General features: G+C 54.4%; 17 protein-coding genes and 1 pseudogene. 9 read left to right on the top strand and 9 right to left on the bottom strand.

What is annotated here, in order from left to right:
• Positions 1-100 precede the first annotated feature (100 nt).
• The 3 genes from D467_RS0112770 to D467_RS0112760 are packed head-to-tail and all read left to right on the top strand — an operon-like array spanning position 101 to position 3,073.
• Positions 101-1,060 carry an ABC transporter substrate-binding protein gene (locus D467_RS0112770; protein WP_018917913.1) on the top strand — a complete coding sequence of 320 codons (960 nt, stop codon included), beginning with the start codon at positions 101-103 and terminating at the stop codon, positions 1,058-1,060.
• Positions 1,044-2,048: a FecCD family ABC transporter permease gene (locus D467_RS0112765; RefSeq protein WP_018917912.1), complete on the top strand. Its 1,005-nt coding sequence runs from the start codon at positions 1,044-1,046 to the stop codon at positions 2,046-2,048. The genes D467_RS0112770 and D467_RS0112765 overlap by 17 nt, the downstream gene beginning before the upstream one ends.
• Positions 2,045-3,073, top strand: a complete 1,029-nt coding sequence (locus tag D467_RS0112760; protein ID WP_018917911.1) for a FecCD family ABC transporter permease — start codon at positions 2,045-2,047, stop codon at positions 3,071-3,073. The genes D467_RS0112765 and D467_RS0112760 overlap by 4 nt, the downstream gene beginning before the upstream one ends.
• Before the next feature lie 95 nt (positions 3,074-3,168).
• Here the strand turns inward: D467_RS0112760 and D467_RS0112755 are convergent, their stop codons facing one another.
• Entirely contained in the window at positions 3,169-5,307 is a 2,139-nt protein-coding gene (locus D467_RS0112755; RefSeq protein WP_026285758.1) for a TonB-dependent receptor, read from the bottom strand.
• Positions 5,308-5,529: 222 nt separating this feature from the next.
• Here D467_RS0112755 and D467_RS0112750 point away from each other — a divergent pair, with 222 nt between their 5' ends.
• A complete protein-coding gene (locus D467_RS0112750) occupies positions 5,530-7,185 on the top strand; it encodes a multidrug ABC transporter permease/ATP-binding protein (protein WP_018917909.1) in 1,656 nt (551 codons plus the stop codon).
• Positions 7,186-7,196: 11 nt separating this feature from the next.
• On the opposite strand, the gene fhuF is transcribed toward D467_RS0112750, so the two are convergent.
• Entirely contained in the window at positions 7,197-7,976 is a 780-nt protein-coding gene (fhuF, locus tag D467_RS0112745; RefSeq protein WP_018917908.1) for a siderophore-iron reductase FhuF, read from the bottom strand.
• A gap of 193 nt (positions 7,977-8,169) precedes the next feature.
• Between fhuF and D467_RS0112740 the strand changes: the two genes are divergently transcribed.
• Positions 8,170-10,329, top strand: coding sequence for a TonB-dependent receptor (locus tag D467_RS0112740; protein ID WP_018917907.1), 2,160 nt, complete (start codon positions 8,170-8,172; stop codon positions 10,327-10,329).
• Between the two features lie 7 nt (positions 10,330-10,336).
• On the opposite strand, the gene D467_RS0112735 is transcribed toward D467_RS0112740, so the two are convergent.
• From D467_RS0112735 to D467_RS0112720, 4 genes are all read right to left on the bottom strand, one after another.
• Complete coding sequence (locus D467_RS0112735) at positions 10,337-11,194, bottom strand: ABC transporter substrate-binding protein (protein WP_040460479.1); 858 nt, start codon at positions 11,192-11,194, stop codon at positions 10,337-10,339.
• Entirely contained in the window at positions 11,191-11,958 is a 768-nt protein-coding gene (locus tag D467_RS0112730; RefSeq protein WP_018917905.1) for an ATP-binding cassette domain-containing protein, read from the bottom strand. Before D467_RS0112730 ends, D467_RS0112735 begins: the two co-directional genes overlap by 4 nt.
• 66 nt (positions 11,959-12,024) lie before the next feature.
• Positions 12,025-12,624 carry a cytochrome b gene (locus D467_RS0112725; RefSeq protein ID WP_018917904.1) on the bottom strand — a complete coding sequence of 200 codons (600 nt, stop codon included), beginning with the start codon at positions 12,622-12,624 and terminating at the stop codon, positions 12,025-12,027.
• A 19-nt stretch (positions 12,625-12,643) separates the two neighbouring features.
• Entirely contained in the window at positions 12,644-13,609 is a 966-nt protein-coding gene (locus tag D467_RS0112720) for a siderophore-interacting protein (protein WP_018917903.1), read from the bottom strand.
• 214 nt (positions 13,610-13,823) lie between these two features.
• Here D467_RS0112720 and fhuB point away from each other — a divergent pair, with 214 nt between their 5' ends.
• Entirely contained in the window at positions 13,824-15,785 is a 1,962-nt protein-coding gene (gene fhuB, locus D467_RS0112715) for a Fe(3+)-hydroxamate ABC transporter permease FhuB (RefSeq protein ID WP_018917902.1), read from the top strand.
• Positions 15,786-15,899: 114 nt separating this feature from the next.
• Here the strand turns inward: fhuB and ltaE are convergent, their stop codons facing one another.
• On the bottom strand, positions 15,900-16,907 hold the full coding sequence (gene ltaE / locus D467_RS0112710; protein ID WP_018917901.1) for a low-specificity L-threonine aldolase: 1,008 nt from the start codon (positions 16,905-16,907) through the stop codon (positions 15,900-15,902).
• An 85-nt stretch (positions 16,908-16,992) separates the two neighbouring features.
• Here ltaE and D467_RS0112705 point away from each other — a divergent pair, with 85 nt between their 5' ends.
• Both D467_RS0112705 and speG read left to right on the top strand, forming a co-directional pair.
• Positions 16,993-18,204, top strand: coding sequence for an NAD(P)/FAD-dependent oxidoreductase (locus D467_RS0112705; RefSeq protein WP_018917900.1), 1,212 nt, complete (start codon positions 16,993-16,995; stop codon positions 18,202-18,204).
• 69 nt (positions 18,205-18,273) lie between these two features.
• The gene (gene speG, locus D467_RS0112700) at positions 18,274-18,798 is read left to right on the top strand and encodes a spermidine N1-acetyltransferase (RefSeq protein WP_018917899.1); all 525 of its coding nucleotides are present in this window, start codon (positions 18,274-18,276) and stop codon (positions 18,796-18,798) included.
• A 128-nt stretch (positions 18,799-18,926) separates the two neighbouring features.
• On the opposite strand, the gene D467_RS0112695 is transcribed toward speG, so the two are convergent.
• Entirely contained in the window at positions 18,927-19,685 is a 759-nt protein-coding gene (locus D467_RS0112695) for a M48 family metalloprotease (RefSeq protein WP_018917898.1), read from the bottom strand.
• 179 nt (positions 19,686-19,864) lie between these two features.
• Here D467_RS0112695 and D467_RS0112690 point away from each other — a divergent pair.
• Positions 19,865-20,043 (top strand): annotated as a pseudogene (locus tag D467_RS0112690) (spermidine acetyltransferase); the annotation flags it as partial.
• Positions 20,044-20,143: 100 nt separating this feature from the next.
• Here D467_RS0112690 and D467_RS20145 read toward each other — a convergent pair.
• Positions 20,144-20,266, bottom strand: coding sequence for a hypothetical protein (locus tag D467_RS20145; RefSeq protein WP_018917897.1), 123 nt, complete (start codon positions 20,264-20,266; stop codon positions 20,144-20,146).
• Between the last annotated feature and the right edge of the window lie 46 nt (positions 20,267-20,312).

The following is a 20,312-nucleotide window of genomic DNA, read 5'->3' as shown; positions in this document are numbered from 1 at the left end:
TTTTAGTGATAATCATTTGTATCTATGCGACCAAGTGTGGCATTGTCGCAAGCTTTCTGTCTACTCCAACGAGGCCCTCTTCATCAGGGCAGGGTGGGTCATGCGCTTTTTGTACGTAATGTTAGCCCTGCTTGGTGGTTTACTGACCAACGCTGCCACTGGCGATGAGCCCGCGCGGCGGGTGGTGCATCCGTTCGGAGAAACCCTTATCGAAGGCCAGCCTGGGCGGGTTGTATCGCTGTATCAAGGCGCAACTGATACTGCATTAGCCTTGGGCATTACACCCATCGGGGTCGTGGAATCCTGGGTCGAGCGACCTATGTATCACTATTTGCGCGATGCGCTGCCCGAAACGGTGCGCTATCTAGGCCTTGAAACCCAGCCTGACCTTGAAGGTGTAGCTGGCCTTCGGCCTGATCTGATAATCGGCGCCGACTATCGCCATGAGCTTGTTTATCCGCTGTTATCGCGGATGGCGCCAACCGTGATTGTAAATACTGGGCGCGATTTTAAAGCCCTGCTCACCCTGGTAGGGGCTGCAACCGACCGCGAAGACGCCGCACAACAGCTACTCACCCAATGGCATGCCCGGGTGGTGGATTTTAAGCGCCAGATCTCAGCCAAGCTGGGCGATGCCTGGCCCCAGCGAGTGGCGATTGTCAGCGTGAGAGCTGATCACGTACGGCTTTATTACCATGGCTTTGCGGCCAGTATTCTTGCCGAGCTCGGGTTCAGCCTATCTGACAAGCAAGGAGTGGATAGCTGGGGGATCAAGCTTAGCAGCCGCGAAGGCATACCCGCACTTGAGGCCGACGTCATGTTTATGTTCCTACAGGGCGCTGAGGAGCCGGTCGCGTATACCCTGGCGCAGTGGTCACAGCATCCTTTATGGCAAAACCTTACCGCCGTGCGCAATGATCAGGTGTTCAAAGTCGACCCCGTGACTTGGAATATGGGCGGTGGGGTTATCGCGGCAAATTATTTGCTTGATGAGCTTTACGCCCATTACCAGCTAGATCCTTTCCATCCTGAGGAGGGCGTAAGTGTTAATTACCCGTAGCGCTAAAAGTTGGGGGTTGCTGGTAAGCGCCACCCTGCTGCTGGTGACTTTCTGGCTGAGCCTTGCAATAGGCCAGACCGAGATGGAGTGGTCAGCTGTTTTCAACGCACTGACAGCTTACCAGCCGGGCAATATCGATCATCTTATTGTGCGTACCGAGCGTTTATCGCGCACGATCATCGCGGCGTTAGTGGGAGCAAGCCTTGCCGTGGCTGGCGCGTTAATGCAGACCTTGACCCGCAATGCGCTAGCCGCCCCCAGCGTACTGGGCATCAACGCCGGGGCCATGCTATTGCTGGTGGTGGCAAGCACTTGGTGGGGCTTGAGGTCGCCGTTTGCCTTGGTGTGGGTGGCCTTCCTAGGTGCTGGGGGGGCGGCATTTCTGGTGTATCTATTGGGGCGTAGCCCTGGGCGGGGGCTTTCTTCGGTACGCGTGGTTCTTGCCGGTGTGGCCATGACGGCGCTGTTTGTTTCACTCGCCCAGGGTGTGTTGATTGCCCATCAGGATCAGTTTGAAAGCCTGCTATTTTGGTTAGCAGGCTCGGTCGCCGGGCGCGAACTAAACGCTGTTATCCCACTGTTACCGCTGTTTGGCGCGGCATTGTTGCTCTGCGCTTTGCTGTGCCGTTCCCTTAACCTGCTGGCGCTGGATGATGAAGTCGCCACCGGCCTGGGGCAGCGCACCGGAGCCATTAAGCTTTTAGCCGGGAGCGCGGTGATCGTGCTGGCCGGTGGAGCGGTGGCTATCGCCGGTATGATTGGTTTTGTAGGGCTGCTTGTGCCACATATGGTGCGAGGGATTTTTGGCCGTGATCATCACTGGGTATTGCCGGGCTGCGCCGTATTGGGCGCAAGCCTGTTGATGTTGGCTGACACCGTCGCGCGGTTGTTGATGCCCCCACAGGAGGTACCTGTGGGGATCATGACCGCGCTACTCGGGACCCCGTTCTTTCTCTACCTGGCTCGGCGTCGGAGCCTTGGCTTATGACCGCACTTGCGCGCCTTTTCTCCTTGAAGCACAGCGGCGCACATCAATCGCGCCGCGTAGTGGCAATACTTAGCGTTCTACTCCTGGCAAGTCTGGTGCTTTCGGTATCGCTGGGCAGTCAGCCCACGGCTTTTATGGATGTACTGCACGGGTTGATACGCCCCCAACACAGTGATATCCGGCTCATACTGTATGAGCTGCGCCTGCCAAGAGCGTTATTGGCCATATTGGTCGGGGCAGCCTTGGCAGTCTCTGGGCTGATACTCCAGAAACTGGTGCGCAACCCCTTGGCTTCTCCAGATGTAATCGGGATCAGTAGCGGTGCATCGGTGGCGGCGGTGCTGGTGTTGACGTTGGGGGCGGGCGTGATCAGCGAGCGTTGGCTACCGCTTGCTGCCATGGCCGGGGCGGCACTCGTTGCGCTAGGTATCGTCACGCTTGCCTGGTCGCGCGGGGTAACGCCGACACGCCTGGTGCTGATGGGCATTGGAATTGCGGCGGCCTTGGGCGCCGTTACCACGCTATTGTTGATCTTAAGTACCGATACCTCGGCCATGCATGCGTATATCTGGATGACCGGCAGCCTGTATGCGACGCAGTGGTCATCGGTAATCGGCATGCTGCCTTGGGTCGCTTTGGGCTTGCCGCTGGCCTTCGTGATGGCGCGCCAGCTGGATGTATTATCGCTAGGAGATGAACTGGCGATTGGCCTGGGTTCACAGGTCACGGTAAGTCGTTTAAAACTGCTGGGCTTAAGCGTGATGTTAACTGGGGCGGCAATTGCCTATTCGGGAGGGCTAAGCTTTATCGGCCTGATAGCGCCGCACATCGCACGGCGTCTGGTGGCTAATCGCACAGCCTCATTGCTGCCGGTCACCGCGCTCGTCGGCGCCTTGTTGCTGCTGCATGCGGACTTGATCGGCCGACTTGCCTTTTTACCCCGCGACCTACCGGCGGGCATCTTTGTGGCCGGTATCGGAGCGCCATTTTTAATCTATCTGCTTTATCGCTGGCAGCGTCATTAATTCAAGCCATGTGCCTATGGGCAGCGCATAAAAAAAAGCGGCCCCAAAAAGGCCGCCAATCGATCGCTAGAAGGAAGGCGAGAAAGATAGGGTGGTTAAAAATCGACGCTATAGCCCAGCGTAAAAGTACGTCCGCGGCCAGTGAAATAGTAGTCGTCACTGACGCGCGCCGCCTGGGAATAATACGTCAGGTACTGCCGGTCAAACATGTTTTCGATACCGAAGCTCGCTCGGCCCAAGGGCAGTTGGTAAGTGAGAGCGGCATCCACCAGGCTGTAGCCATCGAATTCAAGCTCAGGGTCGTCAACGCTGCGGTTAAAGTAATGCGTGCCTTGCAAATGGCTTGATAGCTGCTTGTTCCAGATCGCCGACCAGGAGAGCTTGAGCGTACTGGGCGCGATATTGATTCCGGTCAGTTCGGTGTCGACCTGGCCATCGCCGGTAGTATCCGATTTGCCCTCGGCGTAGGTGTAGCTGGCGTTTAACGTATGGGCATCGGTAACCTGCATATCGCCGCTGATCTCAATGCCGCTGATTTCGGTTTTCTCCCGGCTGCCTACCCACACGCCGTTATCCTGGGTTAACCGCTCGCCGTAATCAGAGTTGGATTCGTAATAACTAAGCTCAAGCCCATAGCGCTCCCAATCAAACCGGGCACCGATTTCACGATTGTCGGTAACGATAGGCTCCAGCTGTAACAGGCTATCCACAGACTGGTTGGGGGTTGAAATACTGCGCAGCACGCGGCCAACGTCAGGCATGCCAAAGCCTTCCGAGTAATTAGCGTATAGCTGTGCCCAGTCGTTGACCTGAAAGACCAGACCCGCATTAAACAGCGTTTCATCGAAGGAGGGTTTTCCGCCTTCAACGCTTACCAGATCCTGAGTCACGTCGCTGCGGTCAAGCGTTGCAAAACTATCCACATCCAGTTGTGCATGCTCATGGCGAACGCCGGTTTGCAGCAATAGCCGATCCGTCAGATCCAGGTCGGTCTGCAAAAAGGCGGCAATGTTATTGAATTCGCTGTCCGGCACGTAGGTGCGGCCAGTATGGGTCAGCATCTGGCGTGTCTGGTCTTGAAGTAAATCCACCCCGGTGGTGAGCGTTAAGCGGTCATCCCACAGCCCGCCCCGGCTAAGCGTGAACTTGGCGCCCAGCTTGTCTGACTCGTTGCGCGTTTGATCATACAGCGTTTCGCCATTTTCACCGGGGTAGGGAAAGGTAGTGATGGTGTCGAACTGAGCCCGAAACTGCTGACTGTAAAGCTGGGCATCAAGAGTATTGCCGTACCAGTCGCTATGTGAGTAAGCCGCGCTAACCGTGGTGACTTCGTTATAGCCAGGCTCGCCCAGCGGTGTACCGCGCCTTGCGGTGGTAGGGATTCCTGCGCTACGGTCGCCCGCAACTGGCACGTAGTCATTATGGCCTTCAAGCTCGAAGCGATTGACCGAGAGTTCGATATTTTGATTATCGCCTAGCCAGTAGCCGACTTTCGCCAGCACGTCATAGCTGCGTGAGTTTTGCAGCTCGCCCGGGTAGGCAACGCCAATAAGCTCGTTGTTACCGTCGAAGAATACACCGCGCTCGTGGCGCGTAACCGCTGCCAGATAATCCCAGTTACCCTGCTGGCCGCTGAGCCGATAATCAATCTGATGACCAAATCCTTCCGACTCGAAGCGATCATCCGTAGTTAGACGAATGCCGGCATGCTGATTGAAGGAGCCGCTCTCTGCCCGGCGTGTCACGTAGTTAATAATGCCGCCTGTTGCTCCCAGGCCATGCTCGGCACTGGCACCATGGATAACCTCGATACGCTCGACCATGCTCAGGTCGATGGTATAGCTGTCTCGGGCGCTGTCGCGCAGCGGGTTGGATTGCGGTACACCGTCGATTAGAAACAGCGGTGAACGGCCTCGAAAGGTTTCTCCGGCATTGGAAAGCTTTTGGCGACTGGGCGAATAGGACGGAATCAAATTACTCAGTACTTGCCCCGGATCCTGAGTGATGGCTAGCTGCTGCTCGATCTGTTCACGAGTAATGATGGTGACTTTTTGTGCTGTTTCACCTGCGATGCTCTGATTACGTGTTGCCGATACCACTAACTCGGATAGTTCGTGGGTAGGCGGCTCCTGAGTGGATGAGTGGGCTGGCTGCGCCTGTTGGGCATTGGCTAACGCAGGCCATAAAAGCAGCGGTAGCAGGCGGGCGGGAGTAAACGTGGAGCGAATAAGCATGGCAATCGGGCCCTTACTGAGTAGCGTTTTTTTCGTTTTAATAAAGAGCAAATAGTAGTCTTTCAAGTCAATGGTAATGTTTATCATTGCCATATGTAAATGACGTTATTTTTTAGTGATCCGCAAGGGTAGTGGAAAATGTAAATGAAAATCACTTTGCGCATTGACTTGGCGGGGTAGTCCGTCACAATTCGCTGCCTATATCTCAGTCGGGAAGCGCTAATGGAGTTGCTGCAGGTTGTCTTTCGTCACTACCGATGGCCGTTTTTAGGTGCCATTGGTTTAAGCCTTTTGAGCGCGGGCTTGGGGGTCGGGGTTATTGCCTTTATCAATCAGCGACTAATTGAGGTAGGCAGCCCCATGTCGGCGCTACCCCAGTTTTTGGGATTGTTGGTGGTATTGCTGGTGGTGACCCTGGCGACCCAGTTAGCCCTTACCTTGCTGGGCCACCATTTCGTTTATGATCTGCGCTCAAGACTTGTCAAACGCATTCTGGATACGGATATCGAACGTCTTGAGCAGCTAGGTAATTCAACGCTGCTGGCGAGCCTTTCAAGCGATGTTCGTAATATCACCATCGGGTTTGTGCGCCTGCCTGAGCTTGTTCAGGGGGTAGTGCTAACCCTTGCCTCGGTTGCGTATTTGGCGTGGCTTTCACCGGAAATGGTGGTGATTACCATCGTGTGGATTGCTTTCACCATGGGTGTGGGCTGGGTGTTGGTATCTAAGGTATATCGCCACTTTAATCTTGTACGCGAAACTGAAGATCGTCTCTATAAAGACTATCAATCGGCGATTGAAGGACGCAAAGAGCTGGCCTTGAACCGCGACCGGGCGAAGCGGTTTTTTGATGACAGCTACACCGCTAATGCGCGGGACTACCGCTACCATATTATCCGGGCCGATACGTATCACTTGAGCGCCGGCAACTGGTCCAACATCATGATGTTGGGGGCCATTGGTGTGGTGTTCTTTATGGCTAACGGGCTTGGCTGGGCCACACCGGCTGTGGCGGCCACGTTTGCATTAACCCTGCTGTTTTTACGCACTCCGCTTATTCAGGCGGTAGGTGCCTGGCCGACTCTGATTAGCGCCCAGGTAGCGTTTGATAAGCTTGCAAGCCTCAAGCTTGCCGATTATCAGCCGGGTTTTGAGGTCGATGATGCCTTTGCATCATGGCAGCGTCTGGAACTTGTCGATGTGACCTACCACTACCCCTCTGGTGAGCAGGGCGAAGGGTTTCATGTCGGGCCGGTCAATTTAACCCTGACGCGTGGCGAACAGATCTTTCTGATTGGCGGCAACGGTAGTGGAAAATCTACCTTTGCGCGGCTGTTAACCGGGCTGTACCGTCCGCAAAGCGGGCAGATCAAGGTCGATGGGCAAGTGCTTACGCCTGCGCAGTGGCACGCCTTTCGGGCGCGATTTGCCAGTGTGTTTACCGATTTCCATCAGTTTGATCTGGCCATGAAAGCTGGCGGTGAAAAAGCCGACCCTGCACTTATCGACACGTGGTTAAACCGCTTGCAGATGCAGCAAAAGTTACAGTGGGAGGGCGACCGAGTCGTTAATACCCAGCTTTCCCAGGGCCAGCGCAAGCGCCTGGCGCTTCTATTAGCTATTGCTGAAGAGCGGGACATTTTATTGCTGGATGAGTGGGCCGCTGATCAGGACCCGCAGTTCAGGCGGCTATTTTATCGCGAACTGCTGCCCCATCTGCGTGATATGGGCAAAACGGTGTTTGCGATTAGCCACGATGACAGCTACTTCGTTCACGCGGATCGTTTGCTGGAAATGTCGCAAGGGCAGCTACGCGAGCTAACCGGCGAGCAGCGCGACGTGGCGAGCCAGGATGCCGTCGCCCAGATAAATCTTTAAACCCTATTCGTTTACGTTGACCGCTTGCGAGCCACGCGGTCACAGCCTTCCAGCGGACAGTTACTGCAGACGCTGAACTCATCCAGCAAGTAGCGCAGGCAGCAAAGCTTGCGCACTTGCTTCACCTCATCACTGCCTTTAGGTGTAAACGTGCGCACCGGCTGAAACAAAGGATTACGCTGCCCGTTAAGGTGGCGCGATTCCAGAAGAGCCCGTGCGGCAGTGAGCGCCGCTTGATTGACCTCCGGATGCTCTGCCAAAGCATTGATGTAGAAATTCAGATAGCCACCGGCATTGCTCCAGAATACCCGTGGGGCCGCGCCGGAGATGGCGGCCAGTCGTTCAATAAGCGGCGCCCAGTGTTGATCAATCAATTTGGCAAAGCGCTTACCCGGGTCTTGCGTATCCAACGGCACGCCTTCATCAGGGAGCCAAAGCTGCTTTGTACATCCCTGCTCATTAACGATCACATGTGCATTATCGAGCCCGACCGGTAAATCGCGGTTGAGGAGAAGTTGCGCCGCAAGGGTAGGCACGGTTAGCGCAACAAAGTGCCATTTCGACCACAGCGACGTGATCGCACGCTTATCGCCGCCTGGGTAGCGTGAGGCATAAAGCGAAATGTCTTGTTCTAACAGCGCAGGGTTGCGCCAGCGAGCAGCTTTAATCGCGCCTGCGGGTATTTCTGTGCCAATCAGCGGAGGTGTAAAAGGCGCCAAGGGCCCCGAGCCCTGGTAACAGTCGGCCAACGAGGGTAGGGCAGCAGCAGTCTGACGTAACGCAAGAGACATAACCGGACTCCAACACTGGGCACTGAGAAGCGTATATGTGGCGCAGTCTAAACGATAATACATATCAGTAAAACATCGAAACGATATTGAATGCGTCTATATATCAAATGAAAATGAGTTTGTTTTGTTGTAGCCTTTGCGCTCCTGCTCCGCTATCAGTCCTGTTTGCTCTTAAAAAATATAAGGAACTCGCATGTCGCTGCCGTCCCCCGCTTGGCGCTCGCTTACGTTTGTAATATTGGGCGCATTGCAGTTACCTAACACTGTCTGGGCGCAAGCGCCCAACGACGCCGCGCTTGAAACCGTTACTGTTATTGGTGAAGCAACGGCGCATGGCAATGCGCCGACTTCAGCGTTTGCCGGTGGGCAAGTAGCGGCTGGCGCACGCATTGGCACCTGGGGGCAGCGTGCGGCTGCAGATATACCCTTCAATGTGATCGGTTTTACCTCAGAGTTAATCGACAATCAGCAGGCAAAAACGCTGGCGGATGTGCTGATCAATGATGCTTCGGTACAAAGTGGTTTTGGTTATGGCAACTTCGCTGAAAAGTTTCAGATTCGCGGCTTTGAGCTTGATGGTGATGACATCTCTTATGGCGGTCTCTACGGCGTATTGCCGCGCCAAGTGGTTGCCACCAACCTTGCCGAGCGCGTGGAGCTGTTTAAAGGCGCCAATGCTTTTGCCAATGGCGTGTCGCCAAGTGGTTCAGGCGTTGGCGGGGCGATCAATATTGAGCCCAAACGCGCCGCAGATGAACCGCTCACCCAGCTGACTACCGCGGTGACCGACAGCGGCTATGTGGAAAGTGGCGTAGAGCTTGGACGGCGTTTTGGCGCCGAGCATCAGTTCGGCATGCGTGCCAGTATCGAGCGAGGCCGGGGGTACAGCGCAATTGATAATGAAGAGCAGCGTGCAACGTCGGCCGTTGTGGGGCTGGATTATCGCGGTGAGCGTGGTCGTGCTTCGCTGGATATTGGCCACCAAGCCCATACCGTCCAAAGCGGTCGTTCGGTGGTTCACGTAGGCGCTGGTATGGACAGTGTTCCCAATGCCCCTTCGGCAAGTACCAACTATGCACCCCAATGGGCCAATACACAGCTTAAGACCAACTTTGCCATGCTGCGCGGTGAGTACGACATGACCGACAGCTGGACGGCCTATGCAGCATTGGGTGGCAGCAATACCCGGGAAAACGGAACCTATGGATCGCCCACCGTCAATGGCGCGGATGGTGCCGCCACTGTCGGCCAGATGAGCGTGCCGTATCGCGCTGAGGGTGTCGGCGGGCAGGCTGGTTTACGCGGGGCCTTCAATACGGGAGTCGTCAGCCACCAGCTGGACCTGGGCTATTCAAGCATCTATCGCACCACTCGGTCGGCCTATGCAATAGCCTCCTCATCCTTGACGAATATCTACCAACCAGCCGACGTGGCTTTGCGGGAGCCTGGGTTGATAGGGGGTAACTTGGATAACCCGAATTTGCGCAGCCGCACGCGCAACAGCGGCGTATCGCTTTCCGATACCCTGGGGTTTCTGGATGATCGCCTACTGTTGACCCTGGGGGCACGCTATCAGGATGTCGAGGTTACCAACTATAGCTATCAAGGCGAGTTCGACAACCGGTTCAGCGATACACGTCTTTCACCGGTATACGGTATCGTGGTGAAGCCGACGGACTCTCTATCGCTCTATGCCAATCATATTGAAGCGCTACAGCCGGGTGATACGGCACCCACCACGACGGTGAATGCCGGGCAGAATATTGGTTTGATTGAAGCGGAGCAGAACGAAGTCGGTGCCAAGCTCGATTTGGGCAACCTGGGCGGCAGTTTGAGCCTGTTTCAGATCGAGCAGCCCAATGCCTTTGTTGACGCTGAAACCGGTATTTACGCCTACTATGGCGAGCAGCGTAACCGCGGCGTGGAGCTAAGTGTTTACGGCGAGCCGATGGATGGTTGGCGCCTGTTGAGCAGCGCGATGTGGATTAATCCTGAGCTCACCCACACTAACGATGGCACGAACCAGGGTAACGACGCGGTGGGCGTTCCCAACTATCGGCTAGTGGTCGGCAGCGAGTGGGATATTCCCCAGGCGCCAGGCTGGACACTCAGCGGTCGAGCAGTGCGTAACGGCAGCCAGTACCTGGACGCGGCCAACCAGCTGGAAGTCGATGCCTGGACCCGCTGGGATCTTGGCGTTCGTTACGCCATGCCGCTCAATGCGAATACCCTAACCCTGCGCGCCAACATCGAAAACCTCACCGATGAAAACTACTGGGCCTCGGCGACCGGTGGTTACCTGACCCAGGGCGAGCCGCGTACGGTCAAGCTTTCCGCTACACTGGATTTTTAAGCGGGATTTAATCGGTTAACAGCGCTTCACTGAGTAACTCAGCGAAGCGTTTGGCTGATGGAAACCCACCAAAACTCCATACGGCAGGTAGCTGAATAACGCGGTTCTCTTGCACTGCGGGCAGATGTTGCCACAGTGCATTGTCAGAAAAGTCATTATTCATGCTGTTAGGGAGCGGCTCGACTACTACCAGGGTGGCATCGGGATAGCTCAGCAGTTCCTCTAACGCCACCGTCGAAAAGCCCCACTGATTGGTTGGATGCTCCCAGACACTAGCCAGCCCCAAGCGCTCCAGCACCGCCTGAAACAGGCTGTTTTCACCAAATACACGCAGATGCCGCGCGTCGATAAACTGTACGACGAGCAGCGGTGGCTGCCCTGTTAACTGGGCTTTTTGGTGTTCCAGATAGGTTTCGACGGCGTCAATCAGGGTTACTGCTGATGCATTATCGCCGTTTAAGGCGGCTAATGTATGGGTGGTACGCGCCAGGCGTTGCCATAAAGGATCGCCTGGCTGATAGGTGACAAGCGCGGTGACGGGGGCAATGGTACTCAACTGGTCGCTTAAACGCATATACAGCGGTGAAAGCAGCACATGGTCGGGTGCCTGTTGAGCCATCAGTTCACGATTGGGTTGGGCGCGCAGGCCGACATCCACAACATTGCCGGGTAACTGGTCAGCACCCACCCAGCGTTGATATTGGGGGATCTCCGCGAGTCCTACCGGTGGATTGCCAAGCGCAATCAGCGTTTCGGCAATCGTCCAGTCCAACGTCACAATATCGGTTGAAGCTGCCACTTGAAAGGAGGTAAGTGCACTAAAGCAGGCCAGCGCTAACTGGCCGCAACGCAGGCGACACATCATTGCGCAACGGCGATGTTGTGCTCTCCGTTAGGATGCTTCATGACCTGCATGGGCAGCCCATAAATAGCTTCCAGAGTGCTATCACGCATCATGTCGTTTGGAGTGCCGTGGGCGAGCAAACGGCCGCTATGCAGGGCCATCAGTTCATCGCAGTAGCGCGAGGCCATGTTGATATCGTGCAGGACGATAATGACCCCAAGTTCTAGCTCATCGCAAAGCTTTCGTATTAGTGCGAGAACTTCCATCTGGTGAGCGATATCCAGCGCAGCAAGTGGCTCATCGAGCAGCAAGAAGCGGCTGCCTTGGGCCAATAGCATGGCGAGCCAGACACGCTGGCGCTCACCGCCAGAAAGCGTATCGACCAGGCGGTCTGCGAACGCCTCGGTGTGGGTAAGAGCGATGGCGCGCTCCACGGCGTCTTTATCTTTTTGCGTATGGCGGCCCAGCAGGCCATGCCAGGGGTAACGGCCGAAGGCGACCAGCTCACGCCCGGTTAAATTTTCGGCGCTGGGCAGATGTTGCGGAAGATAGGCAACCTGGCGCGCAAACTCGCGATTGCCCCAGTCGCTCAGCGGGCGCTGGTCAAAATAAATATCACCCTGGCTGGTAGGCTGCTGCTGGGCCATGAGCTTTATCAAGGTCGACTTGCCAGAGCCGTTATGGCCGATCAGGCCGTAAACCTTACCCTGCTGAAAGGTATGTTCAATGGGCTGCAAAAGGGGCTTGTCATTGATCGCGAAAGTAGCGCCTTTGACCTCGAACATGAAGGACTCCTGACCGTCAGAAGATGGTAAGTATAAAGCGCTGATTGTATCGTTAATGGTTATCATTTAATAGCGATTGATAGGCTCCGCCATGCGGGATAGCATCTTATCCTTGAATCCAAAGTGATGCATCAGCGCCATTGCCACATGCCCAATCCCCAGCGCCAAAAGCAGCCAGGCGAGTGGGCTGTGCACCAGATTGGCGATGTTGATCATCCAGGGGATTTCGCGCTCGGCCGCATTGAAGAGCGGTAGGCCATAGACATCCAGAGCGCCGCCTCTGCCGTACTGACGTAAGATGGCGAGGGTCGGCAGAGCGATCAACAGCGCGTAAAACGTTAAATGCACCGTGTGCGCTAAAGCACCTCTAAGTCCTGCCGCGGGCGAAGGGCGCTGTTGCCGGTTTAAAAACGCCCATCCCGCGCGAAGCAGAGTAATCAATAAAAGCAGAACGCCCAGCGAGCCGTGGGGGCCGATGTTTGAGAGGGTTAAGGTAAACGAAGTTTCCCCATACCCGCGCCAGGCCAGTACCACGCTGAATTGAAGCAGTACAATGGCTGCCGTCAACCAGTGCAAAGTACGGCTGATGAGCCCATAACGGGTAGCGCTATCGAGTAAATAGGAACGAGGGCTCGCCAGTAGGGCAGAGGTGGTTATATGGGGCATTATCGGGTGTCTCGTTTGTTTAGCTGTTTTCTTTACCTAGGCGCCAATAGCCCATGCTCGTCACATACTGTTTGGGCAAACCGCATTCGTTGACTAGATAACGGCGCAACCGACGGGCAACCTTGGTTTCGGCCGCAATCCAGGCATAAAAAGGCGCGCTGTCGTTAACCGCCGCGGGTTCCCAAAGCGGCTCTTCACTATCTTCAATACTGTCTCCAATACTATCTTCAATACTGTCTTCAATATTACCGCTGGCCACTTTGCCGGGTTTTCCGTCGAGTGCTTTAATTTCCTGCGCTAAATCAATGTCGCGTACTGCTCTCAATAAAAGCTCGCCGTACTGGCTGGTTGGGTCGGTGTCTCTGGCAAGCCAATGCATCTTGGCAGCGCTTGGGAGTGCCTGCGCGTCATCACTGCACGGTACTTCAAGCAGCGCCTCAACCTGAGGGTGGTCGGGAATATCATGCAGCGCTTCAAGAATGCCCATCGCCGCGGGTACAGCCGTTTCATCGGCGATGATCAGAATGCGCCGAACGCCCTTCGGCGGCTTCCACTCAAAACCCAGATGCGGGCCGGGGGCGCCAATTACAGGGGCCGTCATCCCCAAACGGTCGCCTGGGCGGGCGTTCATTGCCCAATGGGAAGCCGGGCCATTATCGCCGTGGAGCACGAATTCGACATCCACTTCGGCGCATTCAGCACGTAACGCACGAATAGTGTACGTACGCATTGCAGGACGCTGAGTCTCGGGTAACGCGCGATACGCCTCGTACCAGTCATGGGATTGTTGTTGTACTACGCTAAACAGCGCATCCAGGCTGCTTTCATTACCGGGAAAGAACAGCTTGATACGCTGATCCGGGGCGTAGGTTGCCATTTGGTCAACGTGCGGGCCGGTAAACGTGAACCTGACAATTGAAGGGCTGATTTGGGCGCGTCGCAATAATGTGACGTCAAACAGCAGGTAGCTCGGTTTTGCGGCCATAGCGGGTTGCTCCGATAACGAGGGTACCAATTGTAGTGCTAATCGTTATCATTTAAAATCACGGCTTTCTTATCCCGCTGTTACCGCCCAGACAAAGCTAAGGCTCTGAAATGATCGTGCTGCCTATCGCGTTGCCCATTGCCCACGGTTGGGTAACTATCCGAAATAACTCGTTATGATCAGTACCGCCGTCCTTAGCCAGAAAAAGCGCGGCATGTCGCCTGCCAAAGTTTGCTTGTTACTTAGTTTGCCTTTACTGGTGCTGTTTGCGATGAGCCTAAACGGTCAGGGCGGCATTCTCACCGGGCTTGATGCGCTTTTTGCGCCTGCGTTTGAAAATACCAATGAAGTGTTACTTTACTATGCCTGGTGGCCACGGCTGTGTGTCGCGCTGCTGGCTGGCGGCGGCCTGGCGCTTGCCGGGGTATTGATGCAGCAGGTATTGCGTAACCCGCTGGCCTCGCCAACCACATTGGGCGTGGCATCTGGCGCCAACCTGGCCCTTATGGTGGCAACGCTGATGGCGCCAGGCCTGCTGATCATCGGTCGCGAGTGGGTCGCGTTAATTGGTGGCGGCTTGGCCGTTGGCTTGGTATTTGCGATTACCTGGCGACGTGGGCTTGCCCCCGTTGTAGTGGTACTGGCTGGCCTCGTGGTTAATTTGTACCTGGGCGCACTTTCCACCGCGCTGTTGCTGTTCAACCATGAAACGCTGGCAGGCTTATTGATTTGGGGAGCGGGCTCGCTTGCTCAAAACGGCTGGGACGGCGTCGCCTCTTTATGGCCTCATCTGGCAGTAAGCGCCATAGCGGCGGGGCTGTTGCTACGCCCGTTAGGCGTGTTGGAGCTGGATGATGCCAGTGCCAAGAGTTTAGGTATATCGCTTAAATATCTGCGTTTCGCAGGCCTTGGGTTAGCTGTCTTTATCACCGGTAGCGTGGTGAGTGTGGTCGGAATCATCGGTTTTATTGGCCTTGCGGCGCCTAACATCGTACGTATGGCCGGCGCCCGTCGATTAAGCTCCCGTATCCTGTGGTCCACCCTGCTAGGGGCAGTGTTGCTCGCAACCACTGATCTTCTGCTTCAGCATTTCTCCGGCATGGTGGCCACACTGATTCCTACCGGTGCCGTGACGGGCGCGTTAGGCGCGCCTTTGCTCATGTGGTTAATACCGCGCTTGAAGTTGCAGGGCGACCGGCCACCACGTGCGGCGGGGGTATTCATGAATCGACACCCTGCACCGCATCGCCTGGCCGTAGGGATTATGCTGGCACTTTTCGCGTTTAGCATTTTAGGCCTGCTTTTAGGTCAGGGGGCCGACGGATGGTATTGGATATCGCCCGCTGAATGGGACGTGCTGGAGTGGCGGTTGCCACGCGTTATGGCAGCGGCGGCCAGTGGCTTGATGCTTGCGGTCGCGGGAACCGTACTGCAGCGGCTTTCCGCCAACCCCATGGCAAGCCCCGAAGTCTTGGGCATTAGCGGTGGCTGCGCCATTGCGCTGATTTTAGGGATTTATTTTTTACCCACTCCCAGCAATATTGTCCTGATTGGTATCGGTACATTAGGCGCGATGGCCACACTATTGGTGCTGGTCGCCTTAAATCGTAAAAGCGGTTTTGTACCTGAACGACTTTTACTAAGCGGCGTTGCGATAAGCGCCTTGTTCGATGCGGTGCGCAGCGTGTTATTGGCGGGCGGCGACCCACGTGGGCAGCAGGTTATTGCGTGGCTGGCGGGCTCGACGTACTACGTTGACGTGACGAGTGCCGTGGTGGTCGGCAGTATTGCCGTCGGGTTAGCGCTGATCACGCTACCGTTCAACCGATGGCTGGATATTTTGCCGTTAGGCGCACCAACCGCGCGCTCGCTGGGCATTAATCTAAATCGTGCGCGGCTCGCGCTACTGCTGATGGTCGCTCTGCTAACCGCCTGCGCCACGCTGGTGGTTGGGCCGCTTTCGTTTATCGGGTTGCTGGCGCCGCATATGGCGCGGCTGGTAGGCTTCTCTCGTGCCCGCCAGCACCTGTTAGGTGCGGCGTTGATCGGCATGTTGCTGATGGTAATCGCCGATTGGGTGGGACGTCAGATCATGTTTCCGTATGAGATACCGGCAGGTCTTGTCGCGTCGCTCATTGGCGGGGCTTACTTTATGTGGGGTCTGCGGCGGTTATAAGCCACTCGAACAGGTATAAAACGCGCGGTAGGCGCTTGATCAATAAGTCTTACCGCGTGTTCGACCGTTCCCAAACTCAGTACAAAAGCTCAGTGACAAAGCTCGGCACGTTACTTAACGCTGGCTAAAGTACGCATCCATCACCTCAAGCACTTTATCGATATCGGCATCGTCAATATCACGGTGAACGACAAGGCGCGTGGCATATAAAAGCTCAATTAAAATGCCGTGTTCTTTAAGCCAGGCTGAAAGAGGCGTTACGTGTTCGTCCGGAATGCTGACAAACACCATGTTGGTGGACTGCGAGATAATCTCGATACCCGGTAGCGTTGCCAGACCCTGGGCTAAGCGCGTGGCGCGCTGATGATCTTTTGCCAAGTCATCCATATGATGATCAAGCGCGTATTGGCACGCCGCCGCAATAATTCCTGCCTGGCGCATACCGCCACCCACAACTTTGCGCCAGCGCCGGGCGCTTGCGATAAACGCTTGAGAGCCTACCAGGGCAGAGCCAATGGGTGTCCCCATACCTTTTGAAAAGCATAGCGAGACGCTGTCGAACGGCGTGCAAAGCTGTTCCAGCGGCGCTTGAGACGCCACCGCGGCGTTAAACAGGCGTGCGCCATCCAGATGCGTTGATAAACCGCGCGAACGGGCAAGTTCGGTTGCCTGGCGCACGTAATCTGCAGGCAGCACCTTGCCGCCAATGGTGTTTTCCAGTGTTAACAGGCGCGTACGGGCAAAGTGAAAATCATCGGCTTTAATCGCCGCGCTGATTTTTTCCAGTGGCAGGCTACCGTCACTTGCGTTCTCAATGGGCTGCGGCTGAATGCTTCCCAGTACCGCCGCTCCGCCGCCTTCATAGCGATAAGTGTGGGCGGATTGGCCTACGATATACTCATCACCGCGTTCGCAGTGGGCCATCAGGCCTACCAGATTACTCTGCGTGCCGCTGGGAAACAGTAGCGCCGCCTGTTTGCCAGTGACCGCTGCCAGATTTTCTTGAAATGCATTTACCGTCGGGTCATCACCCCAGACATCGTCGCCTACCTGTGCGCTCATCATGGCTTCCAGCATGGCCGGAGAGGGGCGAGTTACCGTATCGCTACGCAAATCGATCATAAAACTTTCCTTTTATAAATAAGTGATTTCTACGACAAGCAACTATTGTTAAAGCTATCGATACACACTCTGTAAAGGGAATAAGATGGATCTTAAAAGCGGCTATCCGTTTTGGGCAGTAAAGAATGGTCTGTTGACTACTTTCCCACAGCTCACCCGTGACCATCAATGCGATGTAGCAGTGATTGGTGGCGGAATTACCGGTGCATTGATCGCTAACGAATTAAGCCAGCATGGCCATCATGTGGTAGTGCTTGAGCGTCGTGATGTGGGGTGGGGAAGTACGTCTGCAAGCACCGCGTTGTTGCAGTATGAGATCGATACGCATATGACGGAGCTTGCCAAGCAATATGGCGAAACGAATGCAGTCCTTGCCTACCGCGCCTGTGCCGATGCGATTATGGATCTTGAAGCCTTGGCCGCGGGGCTTGGCAACGTGGAGTTTGAGCGTCAAAAGAGCCTCTATTTTGCAAGCAGTGAAGAAGACGTAGCGTCCTTGAAAGAGGAACTGCTGCTGCGCCAGAAAAACGGCTTTGAGGCCAGCTGGCTTGAGCGGGAAGCTATATTAGAACACTATGGCTTTGAAGCGCCTGGGGCTATTTTAACGGAGCTTGCGGCAACCATGGACCCTTATCGAATGACCTATCAGCTGTTTAGCAAGATAGTCACACGGGGCAGCGAGGTGTATGACCGTACCCAGGTTGCGCACATGGCTCAGCACGATCAGCATATAGCGCTTAAGCTGACCAATGGCGCAACGCTCACCTGCCAACAGGTCGTGATTGCCGCAGGCTATGAATCCCAGGCGTGGCTGCCTGAACCCGTAGCGAAAAACCGGAGCAGCTATGCGTTTATTACCGACCCGCTGACGCCTGAAATGCTGGGCGAGCTGCAACGCACGCTAGTCTGGGAATCGGCGCGGCCGTATCTTTATCTGCGCACCACTCAGAATGGCCGTCTGCTGGTGGGTGGGGATGATGATGAGCAGGATATTCCCAAGCGCCGCGATGACCGGGTGTTGGAAAAAGCCCAGGGGCTGGCTGATAAGGTAAGGGCACTCTGGCCGTCATTAACGATTAATCCTACTTTTAGCTGGGCGGGAACCTTTGCAGAAACCAGCGACGGACTGCCTTATTTTGGACCTCACGACGCCCATGGACCCAACGTGCACTTTGCGATGGCTTACGGCGGCAACGGCATCAGCTATAGCATGATTGGCGCAAAACTATTGCGTGCGTTAATCGAGGGGAGGGAGCATCCTCTGGCCGAGCTATTTTCTTTTAAACGTCACATTTAAAATACCCACTGGGCTACTCTATACCTAGTAGCCCCATACAAGCGCCATTACATGACGAGAGTAGTAATAATGAGTCATAGGCTTTTCTTGCGTGCGCTGGAGCGTAGTGACCTGCGCTTTGTGCATGAATTAAATAATAATCAAAGCATCATGTCGTACTGGTTTGAAGAGCCGTACGAATCCTTTGATGAGCTGGAAGAACTTTACAACAAGCATATTCATGACAATGCCGAGCGGCGCTTTGTGGCCGAGGACAGTGCGGGCATCGCGATTGGTTTGGTTGAGTTGATTGAAGTCGACTACATCCATCGCAGCGCGGAATTTCAAATTATTATTACCCCGGATCATCAGGGCAAAGGATTTGCACGCTCGCTGATACGTCAGGCGCTGCACTACTCGTTTACCATTTTGAATGTGCATAAAGTGTACTTAATCGTGGCGGTGGAAAACATCAAAGCGATCCACCTTTATGAAGAGAGCGGGTTTGTTGAGGAAGGGCATTTGGTGCAGGAGTTCTTTATCAATGGCAAATATCGCGATGTAAAGCGCATGTATATTTTGCAGGATGTGTATTTGTCACAATTGGAAGAGTAGTCAGAAGTACATAGTGTCTGAGTCAGTATTGATAAGACTATTATTGGCCGTCAACGCCAGTGCTGACGATAACTTATGCCCCTGTCAGGCAAGTTATTCTGACAGGGGCATAAGCGCTTGGCGATAGTTTAGAGCGAGGATTCGAGACGGTTAGCTCGATCACCGGCGGCAGGGTGGCTGGAGAAGAAACTGCTGCTGTTACCATATTTGGCTTCAAGTTTACGCAGAGCAGTTATTGAAGCTTCAGCATCCATGTCATGCTTTTGTAAAAGCTCAATGGCATAATCATCAGCTTCGTTTTCCTGACGTTGAGAGAACTGGGCATTAATAAGCTTTTCACCCAAATCGCCAAGCTCAGATGTGGATAGAACGGCGGCGGTAGTGCTGCCACTGGATGCTGCGGCTTCACGTGCAGCAGAGGCAGCGTAAGCTACCTGGAAAGCCCGTTTGGAGTGTCCTAGCGCAACATGGCCGATCTCGTGAGCAATAACGTAACGCACTTCATCGTCGTTCATTTCATCCATCAAACCGCTGTAGAGACGGATAGAGCCATTGGGTACCGCAAATGCATTAATTTCGGAAACCTGATAGACGTTAAAGTCAAGCGTATTTCCATCGACAACTTCCCAGCCTTGAGTCAGGTTTTTCAAACGCTCTGCATATTGACTGTTAGTAGCCACAAGCTGATTTTCATTATCAAGTTGGGCAATGGTTTGATCGCCCATTTGCTGTATTTGCTGATCTGACATCATTGCAGCGCCCGCCATATTGGAGCCTGCTGATACCAGACCGCCAAAATCAGCGCCTGATTGGCAGCCGCTAATGGCAAATGTTGCCGCTAAACTTAAAGCACAAAATGTTTTACGTCCTAGAAAAGGTGTTTGCATTGTCAGTTCCTTGGTCAATGTGCACATATACAAGTAAGGTATGCGTTTAAAAGTTACTGCTTTTAATAAGCCTAATTAATATTAGAGTAATTCGTTGCGTAACTCCATACCTGCTGGTAAAAATGGCTCGTAAAATCCTCGGCTTACTAAACAGTATAAATATTAAGTAAGTGTGTTGGATCGTGGTGGTGAAAAATATCAAAGCGATCATCTTTATGAAGAGAGCGGGTTTGTTGAGGAAGGGCATCTAGTGCAGGAGTTCTTTATTAATGGCAAATATCGCGATGTAAAGCGCATGTATATTTTGCAAGAAACCTATTTAAATGAGCATTTAAACGATGAAAGCAATGGTGGGTAGCGGTTACCGGACGTGCTTTGACTAACAGCATCAAAATAATAACGCCTCAACATGTGAGGCGTTAGCTTTAGGCAAACGAGTACAAGTAACAGTGAAGCACTTATCGCTGGCACATATAGGCTGCGATGGCCTCAAACGCCGCACGCTGCTTTAGAGCACGTTGCGCCCATACTTCCATGATGTCGGCGCTTGTTGCCGGAAATTGAGCTGCTGAGTGTTGCATGGCATGCACTCCTTTCGAGTAGTTTATCCAATATTCTTATTTTAAG

It is taken from the genome of Vreelandella zhanjiangensis DSM 21076, assembly GCF_000377665.1.
In the GTDB taxonomy this organism is placed as follows: domain Bacteria; phylum Pseudomonadota; class Gammaproteobacteria; order Pseudomonadales; family Halomonadaceae; genus Vreelandella; species Vreelandella zhanjiangensis.
The sequence above is the reverse complement of the archived record's forward strand: the minus strand, read 5'-3'. Positions and strand labels throughout refer to the sequence as shown.